This is a genomic window from Paenibacillus sp. LS-5 (assembly GCF_056121505.1).
The window spans coordinates 258193-281266 of the sequence record NZ_JBWAVA010000001.1 but is presented as its reverse complement, the minus strand read 5'-3'; the positions used below and the strand labels follow the sequence as shown (position 1 = coordinate 281266).

The following is a 23074-nucleotide window of genomic DNA, read 5'->3' as shown; positions in this document are numbered from 1 at the left end:
GTTACAAATCCTTGTGCTGAAACCGCAGCAGTCCTATCGCAAACACCACAACCGTATACAGAACGGCATACACCACAAATGAATCCGAAGGAACGGAATTTAAGTCTAATAGTGGAAAGGAGCTTGTATTCATATTAACCATCCCTCCCAAATCCTTCAGGCTGAAAAGCTCTGCTGTCATTTTTTGCTGCAGTCCGTCTGCAGGCATGAGAAGAGACATGATCCCCGTGAGATTATGCAGTGTATGGATCGCTTCTTCTTTCAAGCCTAGCGAACTGCTCAATTTATCGATCATCCCTCCAAGCCAGCCTGCTCCATAGAGCATAGTCATGAAAACCCCGTTGCCAAGTGCCGAGAATAAACTCGACCCAAGCATGGATAAGCTGATTAGCAACGGTACTAGAGAAGCAAAGAGTAGAAAAGCTTTTATAAGCGCATCGCCGTCTCTTGGGATAGAAGCATGTGCACCTGCTATCAGCAGAATCGCTGAAAACAAAAGAATAGCATAGAGAATTCCTAAGGTGACATACCCAAGCCAGCGCCCCAGATACCATTTCCACCGCGGCAATGGGCGAGGCAGTAATGCTTGCATGATCCCCTGTTCCGCTTCTCCTGAAATGGAGGAGAAAGAACTAAAAATAGCCAGAAAGGCAATCACAAAAGCCCCGAAGAAAAATCCCATGGTCAAAATAAAAGTACCTGTCGTAAAGCTTTCAATCAGACTTCTCCCATTCATAATGCCGGTTGCTCTTCCAGATTCGCTGCTCCCGACAATAGCTGCAACGAACCAGAACGCGATCAGAAAGATAATAGTCATAACCAGAGTCATGAGCATCACTTTTTTCCGCAGCAGTTCTTTCCAGGTCATTCCCAGTATGGTCCTCATTCCTGCTCCCCCCTATGGCTGAGCCCGGATACAGCATCCAGGAACCATTCTTCCAGTCGTTCTTTTTTACGCGAAACCTCATATAAGGTCATACCCTGTTCAATCATCAGTGAATTTAACCAGCCCACTTGTTCTTCACTCTCAACTTCCGCCACCAGCCACACAGTGCTTCCTTCGATGGTATCCTGATTCCCGTCCACCACTGCCTGACTGATCTGCAAACCCGTATGATCCTTCAACCATGACAGCAAAAAAGGCGAAAAGCCGCCCACTTTAAAATGCCAGCTTGTTCGCTTGCTTACTACTTCTGAGACTTTGCCGTGCCGCAGGATCTCGCCGTTATTCAGCAGCGCCATCCGGTCGCACAGCACCTCAACATCCTCAAGCAGGTGAGAGTTGAGAAAAATGGTGATACCCCGCTGCTTTAGCCTTTCCAGTATAGATCTCACTTCCATTCGGCCGATTGGATCAAGAGCCGATGACGGCTCATCCAAAAAAACAAGTTCCGGATCATTCACAAGTGCGCAGGCTAGCCCCAGCCTCTGCTGCATTCCCTTGGAGTAATACTTCACTCGGTCACGGCCACGCAGTCCTAATCCTACCTCCTTCAGCAGCTCTGGTATTCTGCGGTCTGCTACAGACTTTTCGATATTGCATAATCGGGCATGGAGTCTAACTACCTCTTCTCCACTCAGCCATTCCTGGTACCGGTAAAGTTCCGGCAGATAACCTATCTTCGACTTGGCTGCAAGAGTTCCAATCGGATGTCCGAAAAGAGCGGCACTTCCACTGGTCGGACGAATTAAGCCTGCCAGCATTTTAACAAAGGTGCTTTTACCGGCACCGTTGGGACCGAGGAAGCCGAAGGCTTCCCCTTTCTCAACAGTAATAGTTACATCTCTGCAGCCGCGTCCGTTACTGTATTCTTTGGTCAGTAATTGTGCTTGAATTGCGGGTAGATTCATTGCGTGATCAACTCCTGGAGCTGCTTCATGAATTTCTCTTTGTCCTGATAGAGTGAACCGCCGGAAAAGTCGAACAGCTGCCCATTATTCACCCATGTAGCACTATAAGTAGGCCCATCTCCATACTCCATAGTTTCCATGATAATCTTTATACCGTTCACTTCAATCTGCTCGGAAGGATTCCCTTTGATCACAGGCATAGGCAGGTCTCCAGCCAGAATACTGCTCTGCTGCAGACTGGACTTCAGTTCATCCGGGAGAAGCGGGAAATCAATAACAGCCCGCACAGCCTCTTCCACGTTAATTGAAGGATCTACATTCACCACAGGTGTATTCATCTGTATCAGATTCGCCCAGTGATCATCCACAGAATAATCATAACTTACGGATTCTGGAACCGATAGTGTGAGCGGCTTGCCGTCAATGGATTCTGGCAACAGCTCTTTCGCCCCCAGACGTGTCAGCGCCTTATTTACCTCATCCACCTTGAGAGTTAGTGTAATTTGCTGTGAGGTGTTTATATAAACGTTTTTAACCTTATCAAAAGCTCCACCGGTCACCGCAGGGTAGCCCAATTTATCCTGCAATGCATTCACTGGTACCATTCCGCTTAACTTACCGGATGAATAGCTGAATGAGCCGAATTTGTTAACAGCTGCATTCATATTTTCTTCTCCGCTGACCTGATAGAACAAATTCCGCAGATCATCTTCATTGACAGCCGTTACTTCCTGCATTCTAAATTGACCCAATATAGCGGCCATGGCCGTATTGCCTACAGGAGTGGCAAGTACGGCAGCAAATATGGCTACGCCCGCTGCAGCAGTTGCCCATTTCCGGCGCCGGTTCATGGTAAACCGTCGTGGCTTCCGGCTATTGGTTTTCACCTGTGCTCCCGTGATGTCCACTGGACTCACTAAAGGCTGAACCTCTTTCTTGCTATCACTTAATTCTGCTATGGATGCCGCATGATCTTCATCTATGCTAATCTCTTTGACATCCTGCCCCCATGATGCCCATACCGGATTCACTGGCTCAGCAGCAAGCTTATTTTGCAGCTTCGCCCAAGCTTCGTTCGTAATTTGTTTATCAGAATCATATTTCATAGGATTGGTCACTGGATGGTTCCTCCTAAAAGTTTGATGTTCATTAACTGCCTGGATTCGCTTCGTACACGAATCAATCGGTCTGAGGATATGAATTAACCGCCTGCTGTTTCAGCTTATGGGTTGCCCGGTTAAGCAGTGTTCCGACAACCGGAGGATTAATGCCAAGCTGCCCTGCAATCTCCGAATAGCTGTAACCCGAGTAGCGCAGTAGCAGCGCCTGTCTGTCTCTCTCGGGCAGACCATCCAGCCAAGTCCGGACATCCTCCTGATCCAGCTTGCTGAGTACAGTCTCTTCACCGGAAGACGGAGCTGCCTCAGCGCTGAACAACAGCTCATGCTTATCCTGGAGCCTACGCTCTCTCGCCTTTTTGTTCAAATAGTCATATCCGATCCGGGTGAGCACTCTATGGAGCCAAGCACCCAGCGCATTCGGATCATCCGGCGGGTTGCGGTATAGTCTGAGAAACACATCCTGGGCTAAATCGTCTGCTGCCGACTCATCCCGTACAAGCGCCGCCAACTTCCGCCGCACCACCGGATAGTGTTCATAAAATATAGTTCGAAACATTTCAGATTCCGGAAATTCCATTGTGTAAATCCTCCTTATCAGCTGCAGCTATAAGTAAGACGAACGCCAAAACGATTTTGTATCAGAGTTAAGTGCAATTATTATAACTTTTCTAATTTATTTTTCTCCCTGCACTGTCTGTAACGGCAGATTTTAGGGCCATCCGTTACGGATGACCCTTTCTTTGTTCTTGTATGATTCAGTCGCGAAAAGGATTCTAGTAACCGTATGTAAAATTTATAACTTTCTTGCCCATAGAATAGCGCGATTTGTAGCTTCGACAATCGGGGCCGCAGCATTTTATTAAGAGTCTTTTGTACATCTTTGTAATCTATTTCGCATTCAATGTTAATCAGGACGTTGCCCGCCATGACTACGACATCAAAACCGACACCCCATCCGGTAATCACTGCATCAGCTTGGTAACAGCGAATATTCGTTAAACCCGACATCCGGCGATAACATCGCAGGAGCATATGTTCATCGGAATCAAGGTCTGTAACGAAATGATTCGCCTTTGCTACTCATGCTCATGTGACGGAACGTAAGAAGAGAACCATCAGTGATAATGTTCGGATTCACTTTAAGAATATCCCCGATCCTGCAATTACTAAGAACCCGCATAACCATTGTGGTTATGCGGGTTCTTAGTTTGTATCCGATCATGGAAAAAATGATGATGAAGCTTGAAGGAATGCAAATGTTATTTTGAGACTACATTAGTAGCTTGATCTATCTGATCTTGATTTTGACGTTTGAAATACCCTATTATTACAGGAGTTTCTTGATGTCATCCTTAATTTGCTCCGATTGCGGACCAAATACGATTTGCACCGCACCTTGGCCTAGTCTCATTACACCCGATGCTCCCAGCTGCTTCAGCGCAGCATCTTTGACAGCTTTCTCATCATTTACAATTAGCCGTAGCCGTGTAATGCAAGCATCGATGTTGCGGATGTTGGACGGCCCGCCGATACTTTCAAGAATTTTAACTGCTCTGGAGGATGCGGAGATTTTTGCTCCACTCATATCAGACTCCATGATTTCGTCATCAGCCTCATCCTCACGCCCTGGTGTTTTCAAATTGAACTTCACAATAACAAAGCGGAATAATACATAATATAGTACGAAGAAGGCAAGTCCGACCGGAAGCAGAACCCAGGCATTCGTGGATAGCTTTAGATTCGTCAGGTAATCAATCAGGCCGGCAGAGAAACTAAACCCAAGTCTTACATCAAGCCAATACATTAAGGCCATGGACAGGCCGGTTAGTAGTGCATGCACCAGGTATAAAAGCGGAGCGACGAACATGAACGAGAACTCCAAGGGTTCGGTAATACCAGTAAGGATGGAGGCGATAGCCGAACCAATAAATATCGAGGCCACCATTTTCTTCTTTTCAGGTTTTGCCGTATGGATAAAGGCCAGTGCAGCTCCCGGTAATGCGAACATCATAATGGGGAAGAAACCCGTTGTGAACATCCCTGCACTTTTATCACCCGCGAGGAAACGCCATACATCTCCGTGGATAACCTCACCCGCTGCATTAGTAAAGTCCCCAAGCTGAAACCAAGCAATAGTGTTAATTACATGATGCAAACCGATTGGAACAAGCAGGCGGTTAGCAGTACCGAAGACGAAAGCGCCAATTGAACCAAGACCTACAACCCAGTTACCGAAATCACTAATTACATCTTGCACTGGACTCCATATCATACCGATCAGAACAGCCAGAACCATGGTCGACGCTGCTGTTATAATGGGAACAAATCGTTTGCCGGCAAAAAAACCGAGCCAATCGGGCATTTTGACATTATGATATTTTTTGTAGAGGAAAGCAGCCCACGCCCCCGCAAATATACCGCCAAGTACGCCCATATCCAGCACTACGTCATCACCAATGAACCCGAAGGTGGTCGGCACTATCCCTAAAATTTTTGTAAGTACCATATAAGCTATCAAGGCAGACAAAGCAGCTACGGCATCTCCTGCGAAACCAATGGCAACCCCAACGGCAAAAATCAATGCCAAATTCCCAAAAATCGCACCCGCACCAGCGTTCAAAAAGGGGGCAACATACTGATTCAAAAATCCTCCAATAGCACTGCCTAAATGGATATCCTTTTCATAGTCCAGTAATCCTAAACCCTGCAGAATCGCCGCCGCCGGCAGTGTTGCTACTGGAAGCATCAGTGACTTGCCCAATTTTTGCAGAAAAGCCAACATCACAATCATCCCCTTGTTTTAAAATTAATCTGGCCAATCCTGAAGCTGTATGATTTATTGCCTGGATGCCACAGTTAGAATAATGTCTTTACCCGCAGATACTTGACCATAGTGGTAAGTCACTTCTGGGGTAGTGTCCCCGTTCTCAGTTATAATGACTGGTGTAATGGTCTGACAACCGGCTGCCCGGATGGATGCGATATCGAATTCAATCAGCGTCTGCCCGGCTTTTACTTTCTCTCCGCTGGTAATATGACAGATGAATCCGCTCCCTTTCAGGCTTACAGTATCTATTCCGACATGCAGCAGCAGCTGCAATCCAGAAGAATGTTCAATAATCACTGCATGACTGGATTTGACTAGATGGGCGATCTTTCCCTCAAATGGGGCAATTACTCTACCCTCACTAGGTTCTATAGCTAACCCCTTCCCCATATGACCACCTGCGAATGTTTCATCCGGCACATCGTATAATGGAATGGCCTGACCGCTTACCGGAGCGATAATTTCCAGTGTCAGTACTTCGGCCGGGTGCTTTTCTTTTTTCGATTTCCATGTAAACATGTATCTCTCTCCTCACGGTTGCTATTTATCTAAGGTTTGGAACAATCGCCACAAATGCATGGCAAGGAAGCCAATTTCTTCTTTGGGAACTTCTACACCCAGGGATTCCTGCATAACCTTGCCCATTTTTTGGGCCAGCTTGTATTCCTCTTTGTATTCTTTCTGAATATGCTTCACGAACGGATTATCAATGAGCGAACCCTGCAGGATCCGTTCAATCGAAAATCGCAGATGAATCATGAGCCGTATGTGGTTCATACTTCCATGAGAAAAGGTGAAGTTTCGTTCTCTGCGAATCATATCCAGCAACTCGCTGACGATATTTGAGGATTTTACCAACTGACCTACCGTTACATTGCTGACCGCCGAATATACGTGATACGTTAGAAACCCCACTTCATCTTCAGGGATCTGAACCTGGAACTCTGCACTGATTTTCTCCGCCGCTCTGTAAGCGATCTCAAATTCCTTGGGAAAAGACATTTTGGTCTCCTGTAGAAACGGATTGACAATGTCCATTCCATTCCTGAGACGGTAGACAGTGAACTGGATATGACTGGGGAGTGCTAAATAGATCTTGTCATTCAACTTACCGGAAAATTCAAATGCAATATCCGCAATAATATCATCTGTTATTCTCATCACTTTAGGATCTATATCTTCAAGAAGAATCTGATATTGACTCCATTCCTCACGATCCTCCAACCTGAATAATTTCTCAATCCGCTTATCATTTGCTTCTATGATTCCTGAATCTTTAACAGCAAATCCGATCCCTTTGCCGATAATCACATATTCCTTGTTCTTACGGCCTCCTTGCACCATCACTACGTTATTGCCGATCACCCGCAGTACCTCAAACTGCTCATTATCTTTGACCAAGGTCCCCCTCCTTTCCATTTGTCCGATTTTTTGCATCAAAAAGAGCCAAGAAAGACTCAATGAAATGAGGTCAATTCTTGGCTCATGCCCTTAAAGGTAACACGCCGATTGCATATAATGGATCATTTATAAAACCATAATAAGTCATACTTATTTTTCAGTCAATTAGTTTTTAAAAGTCAAGCGCGACCCTCCAACAGCCGGCACATTCGTGTGACCACATCCTGAATCACGACCGGCTTACTGAGAAAATCTGAAGCTCCTGCTGCCAGGCATTTCTCACGGTCATCCTTCATCGTTTTGGCTGAGATTGCGATAACGGGAAGTTCAGGCAGCTGCAGTTCCTCACGGATGATCGAAAGGGTATCATACCCGTCCAGGTTCGGCATCATGATGTCCAAGAGTACAATATCTATGTCTGGCTGTTCTCTGACGATTTGCAGGCACTCGAATCCGGATTGAGCAGTTAGAATATTCATGTCGTAAGGCTCAAGCCCTTTGTCCAGAGCATAGATGTTGCGGATGTCGTCATCTACAATCAGTACAGTCTTCTCACGAAGCTTGCTATAATCCTTGTCGAACTGCGTACGATCCTTCTTAACAGACTTCTCATGCTGCAGTTCACTCCATTCAGAAGCAGCTGCAGCCTGTGTACTCCAGACATCTGGAACCATGGAATCGAACCCGTCATCGATTTCACGGCAAGGGAGGTACAGTGTAAACGTGCTTCCCACACCCTCTTTACTGTCAAGTGTAATGGTTCCCCCTAACAGTCTGGCAAGCTGCTGAGAGATGGACAAGCCCAGGCCGGTACCACCATATTTACGGACGGTTGAGCCGTCAGCCTGGCGGAAAGCTTCGAAGATGCTCTCCCGGTTTGCATCCGATACACCAATTCCACTATCTTTTACGGTAAAGGCGATTGCTGGTTCACCTGTATGAAGGTGTGGCGGTGTGAAAGATTCCACACGGTGGATCACCACTTTTACAAATCCCTGTTCCGTAAACTTAAAAGCGTTGGACAGAAGGTTCCTGAGGATTTGATGCAATCTCATTTCATCCGTAAAAAATAAATCAGGAGCATCATCCTGAAGTATGACCTGGAAATCAATATTCTTCTGCTCGGCGGTTTTGATAAAATAACCATTCAGTATGGATGGCAGCTCTGTAAGGTTAACGGCATCGCGTTCTACTGTCATCTTGCCTGCTTCTACTTTGGACAAATCCAGTATATCGTTGATCATCTCCAGCAAAGCGCTTCCAGAAGAATGAATAACAGCCGCATATCCCTGTTCTTCTTCTGTCAGGGTCTCGTTGCGGTTCTCGGTAAGCAGCTGTGAAAGAATAAGCATGCTGTTAAGCGGTGTACGCAGTTCGTGAGACATATTGGCTAAAAATTCAGATTTGTAGCGGGAGCTTTGCTCCAATTGTTCATTATATTTCTCCAGTTGAACGGCTGCATTCTCGGCAACAGACTTCTGGTCCTCCAGTTCCCGGTTAATAATCAGCAATTCATGGGTTTGATTCTGCAGCTCTTCGGTCTGTACCTGCAGTTCCTCAGATTGTACCTGAAGCTCCTCGGATTGGATCTGTAATTCTTCGTTCAAGACTTGAGATTCCTTATATAAGTGCTGAATTTCCATACGTGTCAAAACAGAATTCAAGGTGACCCCCAACATGGTTAGCAGCTCGTCAAACAGCTTAAGTTGATAGGGGGCCCATTGAGTCAGCGAAGCGGCCTCCAGAACGGCTACAGTCTTGTTCTCGAAGATAACCGGAGCAATAACAGCAAATTTGGGTGCGGATCTTCCAAGTCCGGAATGAACACTCATATAATCCTCTGGCAAATCCTCAAGCAGAATCAGCTTTTTATCGATCGCACACTGGCCAATGAGCCCTTCACCCGCATGTATCTTCGTCATTCCGATCTCCAGCTTCAGCTTCTCTGAGCCGGCATAGGAATACATTCGTTCATATAATTCATTCTCACCCAGCACATAAATGACGCCATATTGCATTTCCAGCATAAAGGATAATCTATTCATAAATGTCCTGCATACGATAGACAAATCAATAGTTTCTTGTAGAGCCATAGACATTAACGAAATCTGTCCACTACTCCAATGATCCCGCTGAACATTATCTAATAGCTCATTCGTTGCATTTCCCAGTTCATAGATCTCATCACGGGTCTTCACTCTGATCCGTTCGGACATGTTCCCCCCGCTTGCTATACTCTGGATTGCTTGAATGACGTGTTGCAGCGGATTCACAATACTTGCAGAGATTAGGTAAGTTACAAGAGCTGCCAATAGGGCAACCATAGTCCAAAGTGCATACATGGTTATCATTAGCTTATCGTTGCTGTCTTTCAAATTGGCAATTCGTTCGCTTGTAAGCTGTCGTTCGTTATCCCGGAAGTACTCCAGCTGTGAGCGTGTGGAATCAATGATCATTTTACCGCTGTCATTGCGAAAAAAGGCATTCACTGCCTCAGTCTGACCATTGCGTTTCAGATCAACTACGTAACGTCCCGCTGTTCCGATCCATTTATTAATATTCACTTGGATATCTTGCAGGATCAGCATTTGATCCGGGTTATTCTCAATCATTCTGCGTAATTTAGTATAATTAATCTCCCACTCTTTCGTCCCCTTATCAAAGGGAGGCAAATAACCGGGGTCGCCTGTAAGCGCATATCCTCTTTGACCAGTCTCCATGTCTAACATATTTTTTTCAATTTGATAGGTAAGCTCATGCACCTTCATATCATGGTCACTCAGAAAAACAGTTTCCTTCTCCAGGTCAGTGATCCTGCTGGATACAACGAGCAGAAACAGTCCCAGCATTAACAGGATCATAGCATAACCGAGAGCAATTTTTCCGCGGATCTTCAGGCTTATGCCTCGCTTATCAAGCAATGGTCCAACCTCCATCTGGCATTCCATATATATTCCAATTACTCAAGCTGATGTTTTATAATTGTAAATTCTGGCAATTCAGAATGCAAGGGGTCCATATGCTGCAGGACGTTTTATAAATAACTTTCGCTGCGGGGCAGTCTGTCCTTCAATTGTCTCACATTGGCTTCCAGCTTCAGAATCACATCCTCCAGATCCATCGGATCAATTCCTCGAATAATGGGTGCCACCGCCGGTGCAGCTTCTACCTTCTGGACCTTGTCTTTCATTTCACGAAGCTCAATCTGCTGCTCCTGCCATTTATCCATCAGATCGGCTATAGTAGCATAAAAGCGCTCATAATCCTTGATTACGCTATCCAAAAAAGTGTCTACCTCTTCGGCATCATAGCCGCGTAGCTTCATACTGAATTCTTTCTCGTGTATGGTAAGTGCGTCGAGTGTAATGCCTAGCTGGCTGAACAGCTTTCTCTGCTTATCCAGTCTGCGTTTCATGTGTTCATCCATGTAAGTTACCTCCAAGTATATAGCGTTTCATCCAGCAGTAATCATTATAACAGGCTAACAGCAACCTGAAAATATCACTTAAGTTATAGACCCGCAGTTAATTGGCCTCTGATTGCTTCTGCTGACAATAGGGTAAGGAAAGAATACGGTTTAAGTATAAATATATTCACAGAAAGGAAGATCGACTATATGAGCCATCTATCCAAAGAACAGCTAGCCACATTAAAATCTTCTCTTGAGGAGCGGCAAAAGGAAATCGAACAGCATTTTTCATTGAATGGTGAAGAAAACAGCCTGCTTGGTGACTCACTCAGAATCTCTACCGGTGAACTCTCGTCTGCAGACAATCATCCGGCTGATACGGGAACTGAAACCTTCGAAAGAAGCCGTGATCTGGCCATCAATACTTCGCTTACAGAGGAACTCTCCGATATTGAAGATGCATTAGAGCGGATGAAAGACGGAACCTACGGGATTTGTATCATAAGCAATGAGGAGATTCCATATGAACGCCTTGAAGCCATTCCCTTTACACCCTATGCTGTAGAATATGTGCCGAGCCGTGAATCGTTGAATGACCGACCAGTAGAAGAAGAAGTAATGACACCCCCACCCGCTGGAGCAGGCCGGAACCGCCAGGAAGAGAGCGGCCGATTCGACGATGCAGGTGCTTGGGAAGCTGTAGAAGATTACGGTAGTGCAAGTTCTCCGGTTCCCCCTGCAGGTCAAAATGAAGAAGATGAAGTCTGATCCTAGAAATTATCCGCAACGGCTTTATTCAGAATACCCAGGCAGCGGTCAAGATCCGTCTTGACCTGCTTCTTATACAATCTGGCTTTTTCCTCTCCGTCAGCTGTGAAATGATACAGGACAATCTCCTGGAAATCTACCTTGGGATCATTCCCCTTCAGCTGTTTGGTCCGGTATAGAATCCCCTGCTGTACCAGCTCATGCAATGCCCGGTAGATTTCGCTCTGGGGAGGGGAATAGCCATGCATTTTGAAATCTCTCCGTAAATCCTCAAGCATTTGATAACCATACCCCTTATGCTGCTCAACCATAGTAATCAGATATACCTTGATAAAAGCCCTCTGGGCAATCATAAACGCCATGAGACACCTCCTAATGGTGTGTTTCCTTATCTTTCCTGTGTGACTCTATTATAAACACTATTTCCCTGCTTTCACAATTAGAAATTTTAATATAGTCGCACACCTTATTACCGATAATTATGGTATAAGTACCCGAATAAGTGGGCGTGTAATCGCAGGTTCTAGAAAAGTCGATTTATGCTTTTGTTATTATGAATTTTTCATATGTTGAAATATCATAATCTCACTGCTGAAAAAGGTGGCCATCTAGCAGACGCAAAAAAGACTGCATCTCAGATTATTCCTGAAATGCAGTCTCTTTTGATTAAAGCTATAGCTCTTATCCTCCCACAGACGGGACAACATTTAATTACATTACATCCGCTTGCCGTTGTAGAGGTCCGGGTCAGTATTTGCATTCATCGAGCCACGGTTACCCATTGTGTTACCTACTGTCGTATCATCTCTTATCACATCCGGATTCGTAGCCCCCCGGTCAGTAATAGGATCATTCAGCGTAGTATCACTATACCGGCTGTCATATCGGCTGGCATTCAATGAGCGGTTGCCTGTGAATACATTATGGATGTCGCGCCCGCGTCCATTATCATCCACCAGGACGAGGATTTTGCCGCTGTCCACGTAACTTTCATATTCCTTGGCTTCATCTTCAGGAATACCTAGTCCAATTAATCCGCCAACCAGACCGCCCGCTCCTGCGCCGATCGCCGCACCTGTCAGTGTAGCTACGATTGGGCCTGCCGCCAGAATCGGACCGATTCCCGGAATGGCCAACGCCCCTATCCCCGCAAGCAGTCCGGTAATACCGCCGACTACTCCTCCTGTTGCAGCACCGGTTGCTACACCTTCCGGAGCCATGGTACCTGTATCATCCGATATATGTTTCAATTCATCCCGGTCACGAGTTATTACTGAGATTTCATCATTGCTTACACCCTGTCGTTGTAACCCTTCAATTGCTCTGGTCGCTTCTTGTTCCGTATCGAATACACCTACGATTTTATCTGCCACTTGAAGCCCTCCTTCGTAATTGTCGTTCGCTACATTATTACCCGTTCGCATGCTTCCCAAACAGGTTGTAAGCTTTTTCATTGGAATGACAACGAGGATTACCGTTTATTATGAAGGACGTGTACGGTTTGTAGGAACTGCCTGCAGAGGGTCATCCGGCCAATAGTGTTTGGGGTAACGTCCCTTTAAATCTTTTTTGACTTCGAAATACGTGGTTCGCCAAAAACTGGCAAGGTCCGCCGTGACCTGGACCGGTCTCCTTGCAGGAGAAAGGAGATGCAGCAGCACTGCTACCTTGCCTCCCCCGATCCTGGGTGTATCTGCCTGGCCGAACAACTCCTGAAGCCTTACTGCAAGCACGGGTACGCCTGGAGTACTGTAGTCCAACGGAATCCGGGAACCGCTGGGGACAGTTATATGCGTCGGTGCTTCTCTATCCAACAGCTGCCGGCTGCTCCAATCCAGCATTCCTTCCAGCGCTTTGGCAACAGGCAACCGCTGCAGGTCACGGAGATTGCGCATACCCTGAAGATATGGCTGAAGCCATTCGTGAAGCGAGGACAGCAGGGCTTCTTCCGAAGCATCCGGAAAATCTGTCCGCAATCCATGCAGGAACACCATCCGCTGCCATAGCTGAACCGTTCCTTTATCCCATGGCAGCAGTTCGAGCCCTTTGTCGGCGATTACACGAAGCAGAACCTCTTCTGCCTCTTCTGTTGTAGGCCTTTCATGCGAGGTTTCCTTCAACATCAGTGCACCCAGCAGGGTTCGCCTGCGTGCCTGCACACTCCCGCTCCCGCTATCCCAATAGACTTCGCGCTCTTCTTGCAGACTCTCCTTGTGATGCTTCAGCAGCTCTGCTTCGGGCAGCTCGGCTGCCAGTATAATCCGGCTCTGGCCGGCGCGGTCATCTATGCCGGCCGCTACAATATAGGGCGAACGCGTGAGCGGCTGCCCTTCCCGCATAGCCGCCCCCCGTCCGCCCGAGAGCAGAAACGCGCCATCGCCGCGTTTCTGCCCGATGCGGTCAGGGTAGGCGAACGACAACAGCAGCCCGGTTAGGCTGATGTTGTCCGGCATCGCTCCCGGCGCGGCCTGCAGCTGCGCCAGGAAGCTCCGGCTCTCGCGCTGCACCGCGCGCAGAGCTGCCGGGTCCGCTCCGCCGCTGTCCGCAGCGGAGCGTTCGTACCTGAGCAGCGCCTCCACGCGCAGCGTGAGGTCGCTGTCCATTGCCGCGGGACCCCGCCAGAGGTCCCGCTCCTGGAGCAGCGCCGCCAGCCTGCAGGCGAGCGGCGCCGCTCCCAGCTCTGCCGCGCGCAGCAGCATATGCGCGACGCGGGGGTGCGCGCCCAGCGCGGCCATGCGGCGGCCGTGCGGCGTAATGGCGCCGCCGGCGTCCAGCGCGCCGAGCTGGCGCAGCAGCGCGGTGCCCTGCGCATATGGCGCAGCCGGCGGCGCGTCCAGCCAGAGCAGCGCCGCCGGGTCAGGCGCGCCCCACAGCGCCAGCTCCAGAGCGAGCTGCGCCAGGTCAGTCTCCATAATCTCCGGCACATTATCGTCCGGAAGACGAGCATGTTCTTCCCGGCTCCATAGCCTGTAGCATACTCCAGGTGCTGTGCGTCCCGCACGGCCCCTTCGCTGGTCGGCCGAAGCCTTGGATACAGGCACCGTGGTCAGCCGGGGCATGCCCGTACGAGGCGAGAACATCTGAGTTCGTCTCAGCCCCGTATCGATCACTGTCCGCACTCCTTCAATAGTCAGACTGGTTTCAGCAATCGAAGTAGCCAGTACTACTTTCCGTTCACCCGGCACGGAGGCTGCCACGGCGGCATCCTGCTGCACCTGGGGGAGCTGGCCATATAGTGGACGAAGCACGGTACCCGGAGGGAGATCTCCACCCTCCAATTCACGCTCCGTCCGCCGGATTTCCCGCTCACCTGGCAGAAAGACCAGTATATCACCCGGTTGCTCGGCTAGCGCCCGGCGGACAGCAGCTGCGGCGGATTGCTCCAGCTGCTTGTCTCCAGAGGCTTGCAGATATATCGTTTCCACAGGAAATACACGCCCGGGACAATCCACAACAGGCGCATCTCCTAGAAGAGCGGAGACCCTTCCACTGTCCAGTGTCGCAGACATAATCAGAATCCGCAGGTCCTCACGGAGTACAGCCTGTGCTTCAAGGGTTAACGCCAGTCCAAGATCTGCATGAAGACTGCGCTCATGGAATTCGTCAAAGATCACAATCCCTACATCGCCAAGCGACGGATCACTTTGCAGCATTCGGGTTAATACACCTTCTGTGACAACAACAATACGCGTATCTTTGCCCACTTTAGTGTCACCCCGCATACGGTAACCTACCGTTTGTCCGACACTTTCCCCCATGGAGGAGGCTATATAGCTCGCCGCGGAGCGGGCGGCCAGCCTTCTGGGCTCCAGCATTAGTATCGTTTTGTCATCCAGCCAAGCCTCGTTCAAAAAAGCCGGGGGCGTTCCAGTGGTCTTCCCCGCGCCTGGTTCGGCAATCAGAACGGCGGCGGGTGAAGTATTCAATATATTTCTCAGCTCAGGGAGTACCTGTGCAATGGGAAGCTGTCTCATCTTATCTCTCCATGTCCTCATATTGTCCGGTATTTCTAATATGATGGGCGAAACCTTAATAAATTTCAAGCGCTCTGCATACAAAAAAAGAGTCACCCAGCCTTTTCGGGCCGGATCACTCTACTCCTTATTCTTCGTTAGCAAGCTGCTCCTGAATCTTGTCTCCATAATCGGAGAACACACTGCTGTTCTCGTATCCGCGCTGACGCATAAGTTCCTGCAAGCGAAGCCGTTTCAGCGTAAGCTGGGATTTAAGCGCGTTCCGTTCACCATCCGCAGCGCTTCCGCTGGAATGACATGACGCGAGCAGCTTCTCCAGGGTTACACATTCGCCGCGCAGCGTGACTTCTTCCGGCACCAAACCGGCGTTCTTCATGATTTTGAAGGACATTCGCAAATCTTCAGGCACCCCGGACAGATCCTCCAGCTGGAGTGGTTTGCCATGTCCCGGCAGATTCTCGAACGCTCCACTGCGCATAGCCTCCTGAATCTTCTGTTCCGCAAGCCAAGACAATATCGTCATGATTTACGGACCAAGTATCCCCGTTCCCCGTATGGCGCCAGTTTCTCCAGCCATTTGCTCTCCAATTCAGGCAACAACTTGCGGTATTTAGAAAGCTCGGATACCTCTGCCACAAAATCCTCCTCAGGTTTGATCTGCTCCAGGATCTCAAAGACAAACGCCGAGTCTCCGTGTTCCTTCCAGTCTGCCTGAAGTGCTTTGTTATCATGTTTTCCAATGTCCAGCATGAACTTATGCTTATTCCAGACTCCGTCCAGGTTAATGCTGCTGCCCACATAGGCCTTATCATTTAAGGTGTTGACAATGCGGTATACTCCCATCGGCCGGTGGGAATGAGTATAATTATAGGCCAATTCTTTACGTCTAGTCTTATCCATGTTTACTCTTCTCTCCTTCATCTATAGACTAACCCAGTAGCAGCTCCCATCAGGTTCACGGTCCAGCAGCCCATAATCGATCAGATACCGCCGGAGCGTCACATAATCCGCATATGCGTCCTTTAGAATGGTATTAACCTCATTCTCCGAATATTTGCGTCCTGTCTCAAAACGCTTAATCAGCTGGCGCAAAATGGCAGCTTTTCGTTTCTGCTTCTTGGGGAACTCCGTGATGGGGCCCTCCAGCCCTTCTTTGAAATAGGCGTTCAGGATCTCTGCATTTTCGTCTTCTGTAATAGCAAATCGCTCATCAACCATAGCAGCGGAACGCGGGATGCTGACAAAAGGCGAAGCTGACCCAGGCTTTTCTTCGGTAAGCTCCATCACTGCTAGGAAGAGTTTTGCCTGCTTCACCTTCTCCCGCAGAGTAAACCGATGATTACGCACCGTAGATGTACTCCCTATGCCCAACTGCTTTGCGACTTCACCATCACTAAGACTTTGCCGGAAAGCACCAAGCAGCCCTTTCTGTAGTTCCGTCAGTCCGGTAAGCTTCTTGTCCAGACCCAGCAGCCACTGAAACATCCCGCCATGTGCATGTTCCACATGATATGCTGCATATTTCCAGGCTTCATAATATTGACTGTCTTCCTTGTAGATTAACCCTTTCTCAAATTCCTCTCCACAAACCAAACATGTATAGAAACCCGAATGTTCCTGCATCTCAAAAATATAGCCCTGCTTCAGCTCATTAATGGAAGCATTCCAGAATTTCTCTGAAAGACTTACCGATTCATTGCCTGCAGCCAACTCAACCACCCAATTCCTCACTAATATATAGACATATTATCATTTTGTTTGTTATTTTACAATCATCTAATTACATTGTTTATAAAATGAACTAACCTATCTCATTCAGAACACCTTTGGTTATCGGTGTTATACTACGCACCAAAAGCCTTACCCTGGTTTTGTGAACCATCGGGTAAGGCTTTTAGGTAATTTCACTTGTTATACGTTTCTACTAAGTGTATCAGGACAGCAAAGATTCTGCGCCATCAATCACAATCTGTGCTCCAGTAATATGGATGGAATCGTCCGAGGCAAGAAAAGATACCAGATCCGCCACGTTTTCCGGTTTACCCGGTCCGTCAGCGAGGGGCTGCGCCCCTTCCGGGAACTCAATGGGGATTACAATAGCCTCAACATCTTCATTAAATTCCGTACTTTCATCAATGTTGGTAGAGATGGCTCCCGGACAGATAACGTTAACACGAATTTTGAACTTCGCCAGCTCCAGAGCAGCCATCTTGGCAAAAGCAACCTGTCCCGCCTTGGTAGTACTATAGGGTGACCAGCCAAAGCTGGCAAACCGGCTATTGCCGTTGATGGAACTGGTAATGATGATGCTGCCTTTACCTTTTTCCTTCAAATGAGGAATGGTGTATTTCAATGTAAGAAAAGTACCTGTCAAATTCACGTTCATCGTGCGTTCCCAATCGCCCAGACTCAGCTCCTCAATAGGCCCTACTGCCCCATTAATTCCCGCATTGGCAAAAACAATATCGACTCCGCCGAAATGTTCCACTGTTTTGCGTACTGCTTCTTCCATACGAACCGCATCCGATGTATCCACATCAATAGCGAGGGCGCAGTCTTTGTGTTGTTTGTTCAGCTTCTGCTCCAATACAGATGTCCGTTCGTTCACCAGATCGAATAAGGCTACATTTGCGCCTTCACGGGCCATCTGAATAGCTGTCGCTCTCCCGATTCCAGAGCCCGCCCCTGTAATTATGGCTGTTTTACCTAGAAAACGCTGTTTTTTCACTATACTTGGACTCATATGTACACTCCCTTTCTAATTCGTCCAGCTTAGTGGCTCTGTTTCAAGATTACCCAAACAGGCCTTGATTATAATCATTTTATGCAAAATTTGCACAAATTTGATGCAACGTGCACACTGTACCCGCTAGGTAACACTACTTCCTTCCTTGTCAGGAGCATTCCAACATGGCCAACTTACGGGTAACTCGCCCGCCATAATCAATAAAAAAGCCCCGCTGCCGCAGGACTCTCCTCAATTCTTCAATTCTCCAGCTTACGGACATCCACCTTTACAGTCAGTGTTCCGCTGACTCCGCGGTAGACTCCTTTTACCGGAACGATATCCTTGTAATCACGTCCATGCCCCAGTTTAATATACCGCCAGTTCACTTCAACATTATTCGTAGGATCAAAACCGAGCCACCCGGTACCGGGAATATGCGTCTCCACCCAGGCATGCGAAGCTTGCTCGAAATCAGCATTGCCGCCCTGAAGGTCACCCACAAAATGATACCCGCTGACGTATCGTGAAGGAAGTCCGACACTGCGGCAGACAGCGATCATCAGATGAGCGTAATCCTGACACACACCGCGTTTTAGCTTTAAAGCTTTTTTAACGGTAGTGTTGACACTTGTCGCCTCAGGATCATAGGTAAATTGTTCATAAATCGTCGATGACAGCTTTTTGGTCCACTCGTACATGTCTTCCGCTTCATCAAAAGGATGCTGAGACGCAAATTCGACCAGCTCTGGTGTGACCTCGGTATATCGGGTAGGTAAAATGAACTCCACGTACCGGTTCTGGAACTTATCATCATTTAGCAGCTTCACCTGATCCTCGAGCGGGATATGCGGAAGGTCTAAGCCTTGCGCCTTATCCAGTGTAACCACAGTGGCCTTGGTATGAATCACCATCTCGGTATGTGGCTTATTCACTGAATAAGCATGCACACGATTGCCGAAAAAATCTTCATAAGTGAGCAAATTCGCTGGCGGAAACACTTCAACCTCATGGTGATAGCAGGACTGGCGGTAATTGGTCCGCGGGGTTAGGCGAATTTCATTGACACTGTCCGTAACCGGCTCCGGGTAACTGTATGTGGTCGTATGATTGATCTCGATTTTCATACAGAGACCCCCTCTCTGCGAAAAAAGGCACCTTCCATCGTTTTACCCAGCTTCTGGCAAGAGGTCATCAGCGATTGCAATACAACCTCTACGAGATCGCCCGACATCTCTTCCTTTTCCATAAAATCAAGCTCTGCCTTGATCTTCCCGGCCTGCCGGATCACCCGCTCGTGACCGGATCCCTTCTCGGAAGTATCCAGATCAAGCTTAGCCAAATGCTCCTCGAGCTTGTGGAATGAGAAGCGGATCGAACGTGGAAAATACGCATTTACGATCAAGAACTCCAAAATGCTCTCCGGGGACATCGCATCAGCATAATAACGCCGGAAGACCTGATACCCGCTGACTGATTTGAGGACTGCCTGCAGCTGGGTATAGATACCGTTGATATCCTTAGACTTACAGGAGACCGTAACGGCCTGCAGAATCCTGGTTGTATTCTCTGCCCGCTCCAGGAAACGCCCACTTTCAATGAACCGCCACTCATTGGCCCGTAGCATAACGGATTGCTCAGCCCCAAGAAACATGGCAGCCCGTTCTTTGACATGCTGGTAGAACTGATGGGGTCCGACCATGATATCTGCCAAGGTTTGTTCACCGAGCCACAGGTTAAAGCTGTTTGCAATATCCCACAACTCACTGGGAAGATGCTGCCTGAGCGTCCGAAGATTATTTCTCGCCTGATGTACGCAAGAGAATATAGAATTAGAATTGCCAAGGTCCAGTGTAATAAAGGACAATACATCCTGCTCGCAAAAGCTGTCAAATTGCTGCTGATATTCATTTCTGACACCGAGCGCATCAATCAGCCGTGACCATTTATGTCCCTCAGCCTGAAAGTCCTCTTCCTGTTGGATATGATAATGCACATCGATCAGCCTGGCATGATTCTCCGCCCGCTCCATATACCGGCCAATCCAGAACAAAGCTTCCGCATTGCGATTCAGCATCGTAGCCACTCCTTCATTTAACGTATGGATGCTGCATTTGTTAATTCTGAAGTCTTATGCTGTATTCTCTAAGCCATTACCCAAGTGTCTTTTACTCCACCACCCTGGGAAGAATTCACCACCAGCGAACCTTCCTTCATGGCTACTCGTGTCAGACCACCTGGAATCACATGCGGTTTGCGGTCGGCGCCCATGAGCACAAAAGCCCGCAAGTCAATATGACGGGGTTCCATACTGCCACCTGCAAGCACGGGAGCTCTAGACAGCGACATGATCGGCTGTGCGATATAACGGGCCGGATCGGCAAGAATTTTGAGTCGGAAATCGGAAAGCTCCTCCCTGGTCGCTTCACTGCCAATCAGCATCCCATATCCTCCGGACAAAGAGGTTTCCTTTACCACCATTTCATGCAGATTATCGAGCACATATTGTCGTTCCTGTAACCTTGATAACAGATAAGTAGGCACATTCCCAAGGATGGGTTCTTCGTTCAGATAATAGCGGATCATATCCGGTACGTATACATACATCGCTTTGTCATCTGCAACGCCGGTTCCCGGTGCATTGGCTATGGCTATGTTCCCTGCCCGGTAGGCATTCATCAACCCGGCTACACCCAGAAGTGAATTGGGCTGAAACGCTAGCGGATCTATGAAATCGTCATCCAATCTGCGGTACAGCACATCCACACGCCGGAGACCGTTCATTTCTTTTAAATACACCTTATGGTCCTGAGCAACCAAATCCCGGCCTTCTACCAGGTGTATTCCCATTTGCTGAGCCAGAAAAGCATGCTCGTAGTAAGCAGAATTGTATTCACCTGGTGTCAGCAGAGCTATGACCGGATTCTTCGTCCGAGACGGGGAAAGACTTCGCAGGACTGACAGAAACCGGTTTAAGCTATGGTCCACATCACGTATGAAGCTGGCAAAAGAGACTTCGGGAAACAGCTGGTTCATCAGGGATCTGCCTTTAAACAGGTAAGAGAATCCTGAGGGTGTCCGCAGATTGTCTTCAAGCACGTAATATTCTCCATCATGATGGCGGATCAGATCAATTCCCGAAGTAGTAATGTAAGCTCCGCCAGGCACCCGCATACCGGCCATCTCCGGGCGGAAGTAACAGTTCGAGATGATCATACGCCGCGGCACGATACCGTCTTTGACAATGTATTGTTCATGATAGATGTCATGAATAAAAAGATTTAACGCCGTAATACGCTGAACAATCCCAGCTTCCAGCCTTTCCCACTCCAGCTTGGGAATAATCCGAGGAATCATGTCAAAAGGAATTGTACGCTCCATGGGATGATCCTGTGCAGGATTATACAGTGTAAACGTAATTCCCTCTTCCATCATCCGACGCTGCATCAGTTTCTGCTTACCTTGCAGCTCTTCGGGGCTCATCCCGGAAAACATGCGGTTGACATGTTTGTAATGCGGCCGGACGCTCCGTTCATCGGCATACATTTCATCATAAAAATGTTGCAGTGGATACGGAGACAGCCCGGGCAGAGGATCAAGTTTGGACATGAGCCCGACTCCTTTCGGATCAATTTAATGTTACGTTTATTTACATTGATGCAAATTTCGCAAAAAAAATATGATGAAAATGTTATAGGATACTTTAATAATACGTAAACAATATTGTTCATGTCAATATATATAACAGCAAAATGGAGTTGTAATCCATTAAGTAACGGTGGAATCGCTTCCTTTCTCCTATAAGTGATGATCAGGGACAACCATATATAGAGTACATAGAATTGTATGCGCGAGAGTTGACATGCATTACTATTATGAATTTTTCATATGTTGAAATTTTGATACCATATCTACAAAAAAAAGAACAGCTGTTGCTTCTATTAAAAGCACAGCCGCTCTTGTTGCCAAATCTCGTTCCATCGACTAAGGTTTAGTCCTGCTTTTCATTCAGTTCCTCATTGGCGATCATTCCGGCAAAGAGGGCATGTACAAACTGGGTAGAATCAAAGGGCTGCAAATCCTCCATCTTCTCTCCCAGACCCACAAGCTTAACTGGCAAATTCATTTCTTGGCGGATAGCGACTACAATCCCGCCTTTGGCTGTTCCGTCCAGTTTGGTAAGCACCAGTCCGGTAACACCGCTCTTTTCTCCAAAAAGCTTGGCTTGGGTCAATGCATTCTGTCCGGTAGTTGCATCCAGCACCATCAGCACCTCATGTGGGGCGCTTGGAATCTCCCGCTGGATCACACGGAAGATTTTGTTGAGCTCTTCCATAAGATTGCTTTTGTTCTGTAGTCTGCCTGCCGTGTCGCAGATCAGCACATCCACATTCCGCTGCTTGGCCGCCTGAACGGCATCGAACATAACCGCTGCCGGGTCCGAGCCTGCTTGCTGCTTTATGACATCCACTCCAGCACGCTGCCCCCATACTTCAAGCTGTTCTATTGCCCCTGCACGAAAGGTATCGCCAGCCGCAAGAAGTACTTTTTTACCTTCCTGCTTATAGCGGTGTGCCAGCTTTCCAATAGTAGTCGTCTTGCCGACCCCATTTACGCCGACGAACAAAATGACAGTGATCCCGTCCGGGTTCTCCTTCAAGCTGTTATCATCATCTCCACGCAGGAGTTCCATCAGCTTCCGGGACAGAATCGGCTGCAGCTCGGAAGCATCCTCAATCCGCTTCTGCTTCACTTCTGCTCTTAACTCCTCAACCAGCGTCATCACGGTGTTAACTCCGACATCGGCTCCTATCAGAATTTCTTCCAATTCCTCATAGAACTCTTCATCTATCTTTTTGCGGCGGATGATCAGGTCAGATACCTTCTCTACGAACCCTATACGGGTTTTCTCGAGACCGTCGCGGAACTGTTTGGTGACACTCTCCGTTTTACCGGAGATGCTTTCTTTTAATTTCCGAAAAAAGCTCATTATGTTCC

Annotated in this window: 21 protein-coding genes; 1 reads left to right on the top strand and 20 read right to left on the bottom strand. The window is 48.0% G+C overall.

The genetic code is table 11. The annotated features are described in order from the left end of the window. Window position 1: 1 nt before the first annotated feature. The 9 genes from AC0MA3_RS01305 to AC0MA3_RS01265 form a co-directional block, all read right to left on the bottom strand. Window positions 2-886 (bottom strand): ABC transporter permease subunit, encoded by an 885-nt coding sequence (locus AC0MA3_RS01305; protein WP_474654888.1) that lies wholly within the window; start codon window positions 884-886, stop codon window positions 2-4. Further along, window positions 883-1851, bottom strand: a complete 969-nt coding sequence (locus AC0MA3_RS01300) for an ABC transporter ATP-binding protein (protein ID WP_474654887.1) — start codon at window positions 1849-1851, stop codon at window positions 883-885. Before AC0MA3_RS01300 ends, AC0MA3_RS01305 begins: the two co-directional genes overlap by 4 nt. Further along, window positions 1848-2969: a hypothetical protein gene (locus AC0MA3_RS01295; RefSeq protein WP_474654886.1), complete on the bottom strand. Its 1122-nt coding sequence runs from the start codon at window positions 2967-2969 to the stop codon at window positions 1848-1850. The genes AC0MA3_RS01300 and AC0MA3_RS01295 overlap by 4 nt, the downstream gene beginning before the upstream one ends. 61 nt (window positions 2970-3030) lie before the next feature. Continuing rightward, window positions 3031-3549, bottom strand: coding sequence for a sigma-70 family RNA polymerase sigma factor (locus AC0MA3_RS01290; protein ID WP_474654885.1), 519 nt, complete (start codon window positions 3547-3549; stop codon window positions 3031-3033). Window positions 3550-4299: 750 nt separating this feature from the next. After that, complete coding sequence (gene nagE / locus AC0MA3_RS01285; protein ID WP_474654884.1) at window positions 4300-5754, bottom strand: N-acetylglucosamine-specific PTS transporter subunit IIBC; 1455 nt, start codon at window positions 5752-5754, stop codon at window positions 4300-4302. Between the two features lie 54 nt (window positions 5755-5808). Continuing rightward, window positions 5809-6318: a PTS sugar transporter subunit IIA gene (locus AC0MA3_RS01280; protein WP_474654883.1), complete on the bottom strand. Its 510-nt coding sequence runs from the start codon at window positions 6316-6318 to the stop codon at window positions 5809-5811. 21 nt (window positions 6319-6339) lie between these two features. Continuing rightward, window positions 6340-7200: a PRD domain-containing protein gene (locus AC0MA3_RS01275; RefSeq protein WP_379152814.1), complete on the bottom strand. Its 861-nt coding sequence runs from the start codon at window positions 7198-7200 to the stop codon at window positions 6340-6342. A gap of 179 nt (window positions 7201-7379) precedes the next feature. Continuing rightward, window positions 7380-10121 carry a CHASE3 domain-containing protein gene (locus AC0MA3_RS01270; RefSeq protein WP_474654882.1) on the bottom strand — a complete coding sequence of 914 codons (2742 nt, stop codon included), beginning with the start codon at window positions 10119-10121 and terminating at the stop codon, window positions 7380-7382. A 113-nt stretch (window positions 10122-10234) separates the two neighbouring features. Next, on the bottom strand, window positions 10235-10627 hold the full coding sequence (locus AC0MA3_RS01265) for a DivIVA domain-containing protein (protein ID WP_474654881.1): 393 nt from the start codon (window positions 10625-10627) through the stop codon (window positions 10235-10237). Window positions 10628-10816: 189 nt separating this feature from the next. On the opposite strand from AC0MA3_RS01265, the gene AC0MA3_RS01260 reads away from it, so the two are divergent. Next, on the top strand, window positions 10817-11377 hold the full coding sequence (locus tag AC0MA3_RS01260; RefSeq protein WP_474654880.1) for a TraR/DksA C4-type zinc finger protein: 561 nt from the start codon (window positions 10817-10819) through the stop codon (window positions 11375-11377). Between the two features lie 2 nt (window positions 11378-11379). Here the strand turns inward: AC0MA3_RS01260 and AC0MA3_RS01255 are convergent, their stop codons facing one another. The 11 genes from AC0MA3_RS01255 to ftsY all read right to left on the bottom strand — a co-directional run bounded on the left by AC0MA3_RS01255 (window position 11380) and on the right by ftsY (window position 23066). Beyond that, window positions 11380-11739 (bottom strand): replication termination protein, encoded by a 360-nt coding sequence (locus AC0MA3_RS01255; protein ID WP_379152822.1) that lies wholly within the window; start codon window positions 11737-11739, stop codon window positions 11380-11382. Window positions 11740-12093: 354 nt separating this feature from the next. Further along, window positions 12094-12750 carry a general stress protein gene (locus AC0MA3_RS01250; protein ID WP_474654879.1) on the bottom strand — a complete coding sequence of 219 codons (657 nt, stop codon included), beginning with the start codon at window positions 12748-12750 and terminating at the stop codon, window positions 12094-12096. Between the two features lie 108 nt (window positions 12751-12858). Beyond that, entirely contained in the window at window positions 12859-15351 is a 2493-nt protein-coding gene (gene hrpB, locus AC0MA3_RS01245; protein ID WP_474654878.1) for an ATP-dependent helicase HrpB, read from the bottom strand. A gap of 127 nt (window positions 15352-15478) precedes the next feature. Further along, the gene (locus AC0MA3_RS01240) at window positions 15479-15874 is read right to left on the bottom strand and encodes a DnaJ family domain-containing protein (RefSeq protein ID WP_474654877.1); all 396 of its coding nucleotides are present in this window, start codon (window positions 15872-15874) and stop codon (window positions 15479-15481) included. Then, window positions 15871-16251, bottom strand: coding sequence for a GIY-YIG nuclease family protein (locus tag AC0MA3_RS01235; protein ID WP_474654876.1), 381 nt, complete (start codon window positions 16249-16251; stop codon window positions 15871-15873). The genes AC0MA3_RS01240 and AC0MA3_RS01235 overlap by 4 nt, the downstream gene beginning before the upstream one ends. Window positions 16252-16272: 21 nt before the next feature. Next, window positions 16273-17061: a DUF2087 domain-containing protein gene (locus tag AC0MA3_RS01230; RefSeq protein ID WP_474655156.1), complete on the bottom strand. Its 789-nt coding sequence runs from the start codon at window positions 17059-17061 to the stop codon at window positions 16273-16275. A 223-nt stretch (window positions 17062-17284) separates the two neighbouring features. After that, window positions 17285-18094: an SDR family oxidoreductase gene (locus AC0MA3_RS01225; RefSeq protein WP_474654875.1), complete on the bottom strand. Its 810-nt coding sequence runs from the start codon at window positions 18092-18094 to the stop codon at window positions 17285-17287. A 242-nt stretch (window positions 18095-18336) separates the two neighbouring features. Beyond that, window positions 18337-19203: a transglutaminase family protein gene (locus tag AC0MA3_RS01220; RefSeq protein ID WP_379152838.1), complete on the bottom strand. Its 867-nt coding sequence runs from the start codon at window positions 19201-19203 to the stop codon at window positions 18337-18339. Next, a complete protein-coding gene (locus AC0MA3_RS01215) occupies window positions 19200-20153 on the bottom strand; it encodes an alpha-E domain-containing protein (RefSeq protein ID WP_474654874.1) in 954 nt (317 codons plus the stop codon). Before AC0MA3_RS01215 ends, AC0MA3_RS01220 begins: the two co-directional genes overlap by 4 nt. A gap of 68 nt (window positions 20154-20221) precedes the next feature. Beyond that, window positions 20222-21685: a circularly permuted type 2 ATP-grasp protein gene (locus AC0MA3_RS01210; protein WP_379152842.1), complete on the bottom strand. Its 1464-nt coding sequence runs from the start codon at window positions 21683-21685 to the stop codon at window positions 20222-20224. Window positions 21686-22067: 382 nt separating this feature from the next. Then, window positions 22068-23066 (bottom strand): signal recognition particle-docking protein FtsY, encoded by a 999-nt coding sequence (ftsY, locus tag AC0MA3_RS01205; protein WP_379152844.1) that lies wholly within the window; start codon window positions 23064-23066, stop codon window positions 22068-22070. Between the last annotated feature and the right edge of the window lie 8 nt (window positions 23067-23074).

Coding starts and splice junctions, on each gene's coding strand:
- AC0MA3_RS01280 (WP_474654883.1), bottom strand. CDS start 6,318: ATGTTTACATGGAAATCGAAAAAAGAAAAGCACCCGGCCGAAGTACTG.
- AC0MA3_RS01290 (WP_474654885.1), bottom strand. CDS start 3,549: ATGGAATTTCCGGAATCTGAAATGTTTCGAACTATATTTTATGAACAC.
- AC0MA3_RS01225 (WP_474654875.1), bottom strand. CDS start 18,094: ATGAGTCCAAGTATAGTGAAAAAACAGCGTTTTCTAGGTAAAACAGCC.
- AC0MA3_RS01305 (WP_474654888.1), bottom strand. CDS start 886: ATGAGGACCATACTGGGAATGACCTGGAAAGAACTGCTGCGGAAAAAA.
- ftsY (WP_379152844.1), bottom strand. CDS start 23,066: ATGAGCTTTTTTCGGAAATTAAAAGAAAGCATCTCCGGTAAAACGGAG.
- AC0MA3_RS01210 (WP_379152842.1), bottom strand. CDS start 21,685: ATGTCCAAACTTGATCCTCTGCCCGGGCTGTCTCCGTATCCACTGCAA.
- hrpB (WP_474654878.1), bottom strand. CDS start 15,351: ATGAGACAGCTTCCCATTGCACAGGTACTCCCTGAGCTGAGAAATATA.
- AC0MA3_RS01240 (WP_474654877.1), bottom strand. CDS start 15,874: ATGACGATATTGTCTTGGCTTGCGGAACAGAAGATTCAGGAGGCTATG.
- AC0MA3_RS01220 (WP_379152838.1), bottom strand. CDS start 19,203: ATGAAAATCGAGATCAATCATACGACCACATACAGTTACCCGGAGCCG.
- AC0MA3_RS01265 (WP_474654881.1), bottom strand. CDS start 10,627: ATGGATGAACACATGAAACGCAGACTGGATAAGCAGAGAAAGCTGTTC.
- AC0MA3_RS01255 (WP_379152822.1), bottom strand. CDS start 11,739: ATGGCGTTTATGATTGCCCAGAGGGCTTTTATCAAGGTATATCTGATT.
- AC0MA3_RS01260 (WP_474654880.1), top strand. CDS start 10,817: ATGAGCCATCTATCCAAAGAACAGCTAGCCACATTAAAATCTTCTCTT.
- AC0MA3_RS01215 (WP_474654874.1), bottom strand. CDS start 20,153: ATGCTGAATCGCAATGCGGAAGCTTTGTTCTGGATTGGCCGGTATATG.
- AC0MA3_RS01300 (WP_474654887.1), bottom strand. CDS start 1,851: ATGAATCTACCCGCAATTCAAGCACAATTACTGACCAAAGAATACAGT.
- nagE (WP_474654884.1), bottom strand. CDS start 5,754: ATGTTGGCTTTTCTGCAAAAATTGGGCAAGTCACTGATGCTTCCAGTA.
- AC0MA3_RS01235 (WP_474654876.1), bottom strand. CDS start 16,251: ATGGATAAGACTAGACGTAAAGAATTGGCCTATAATTATACTCATTCC.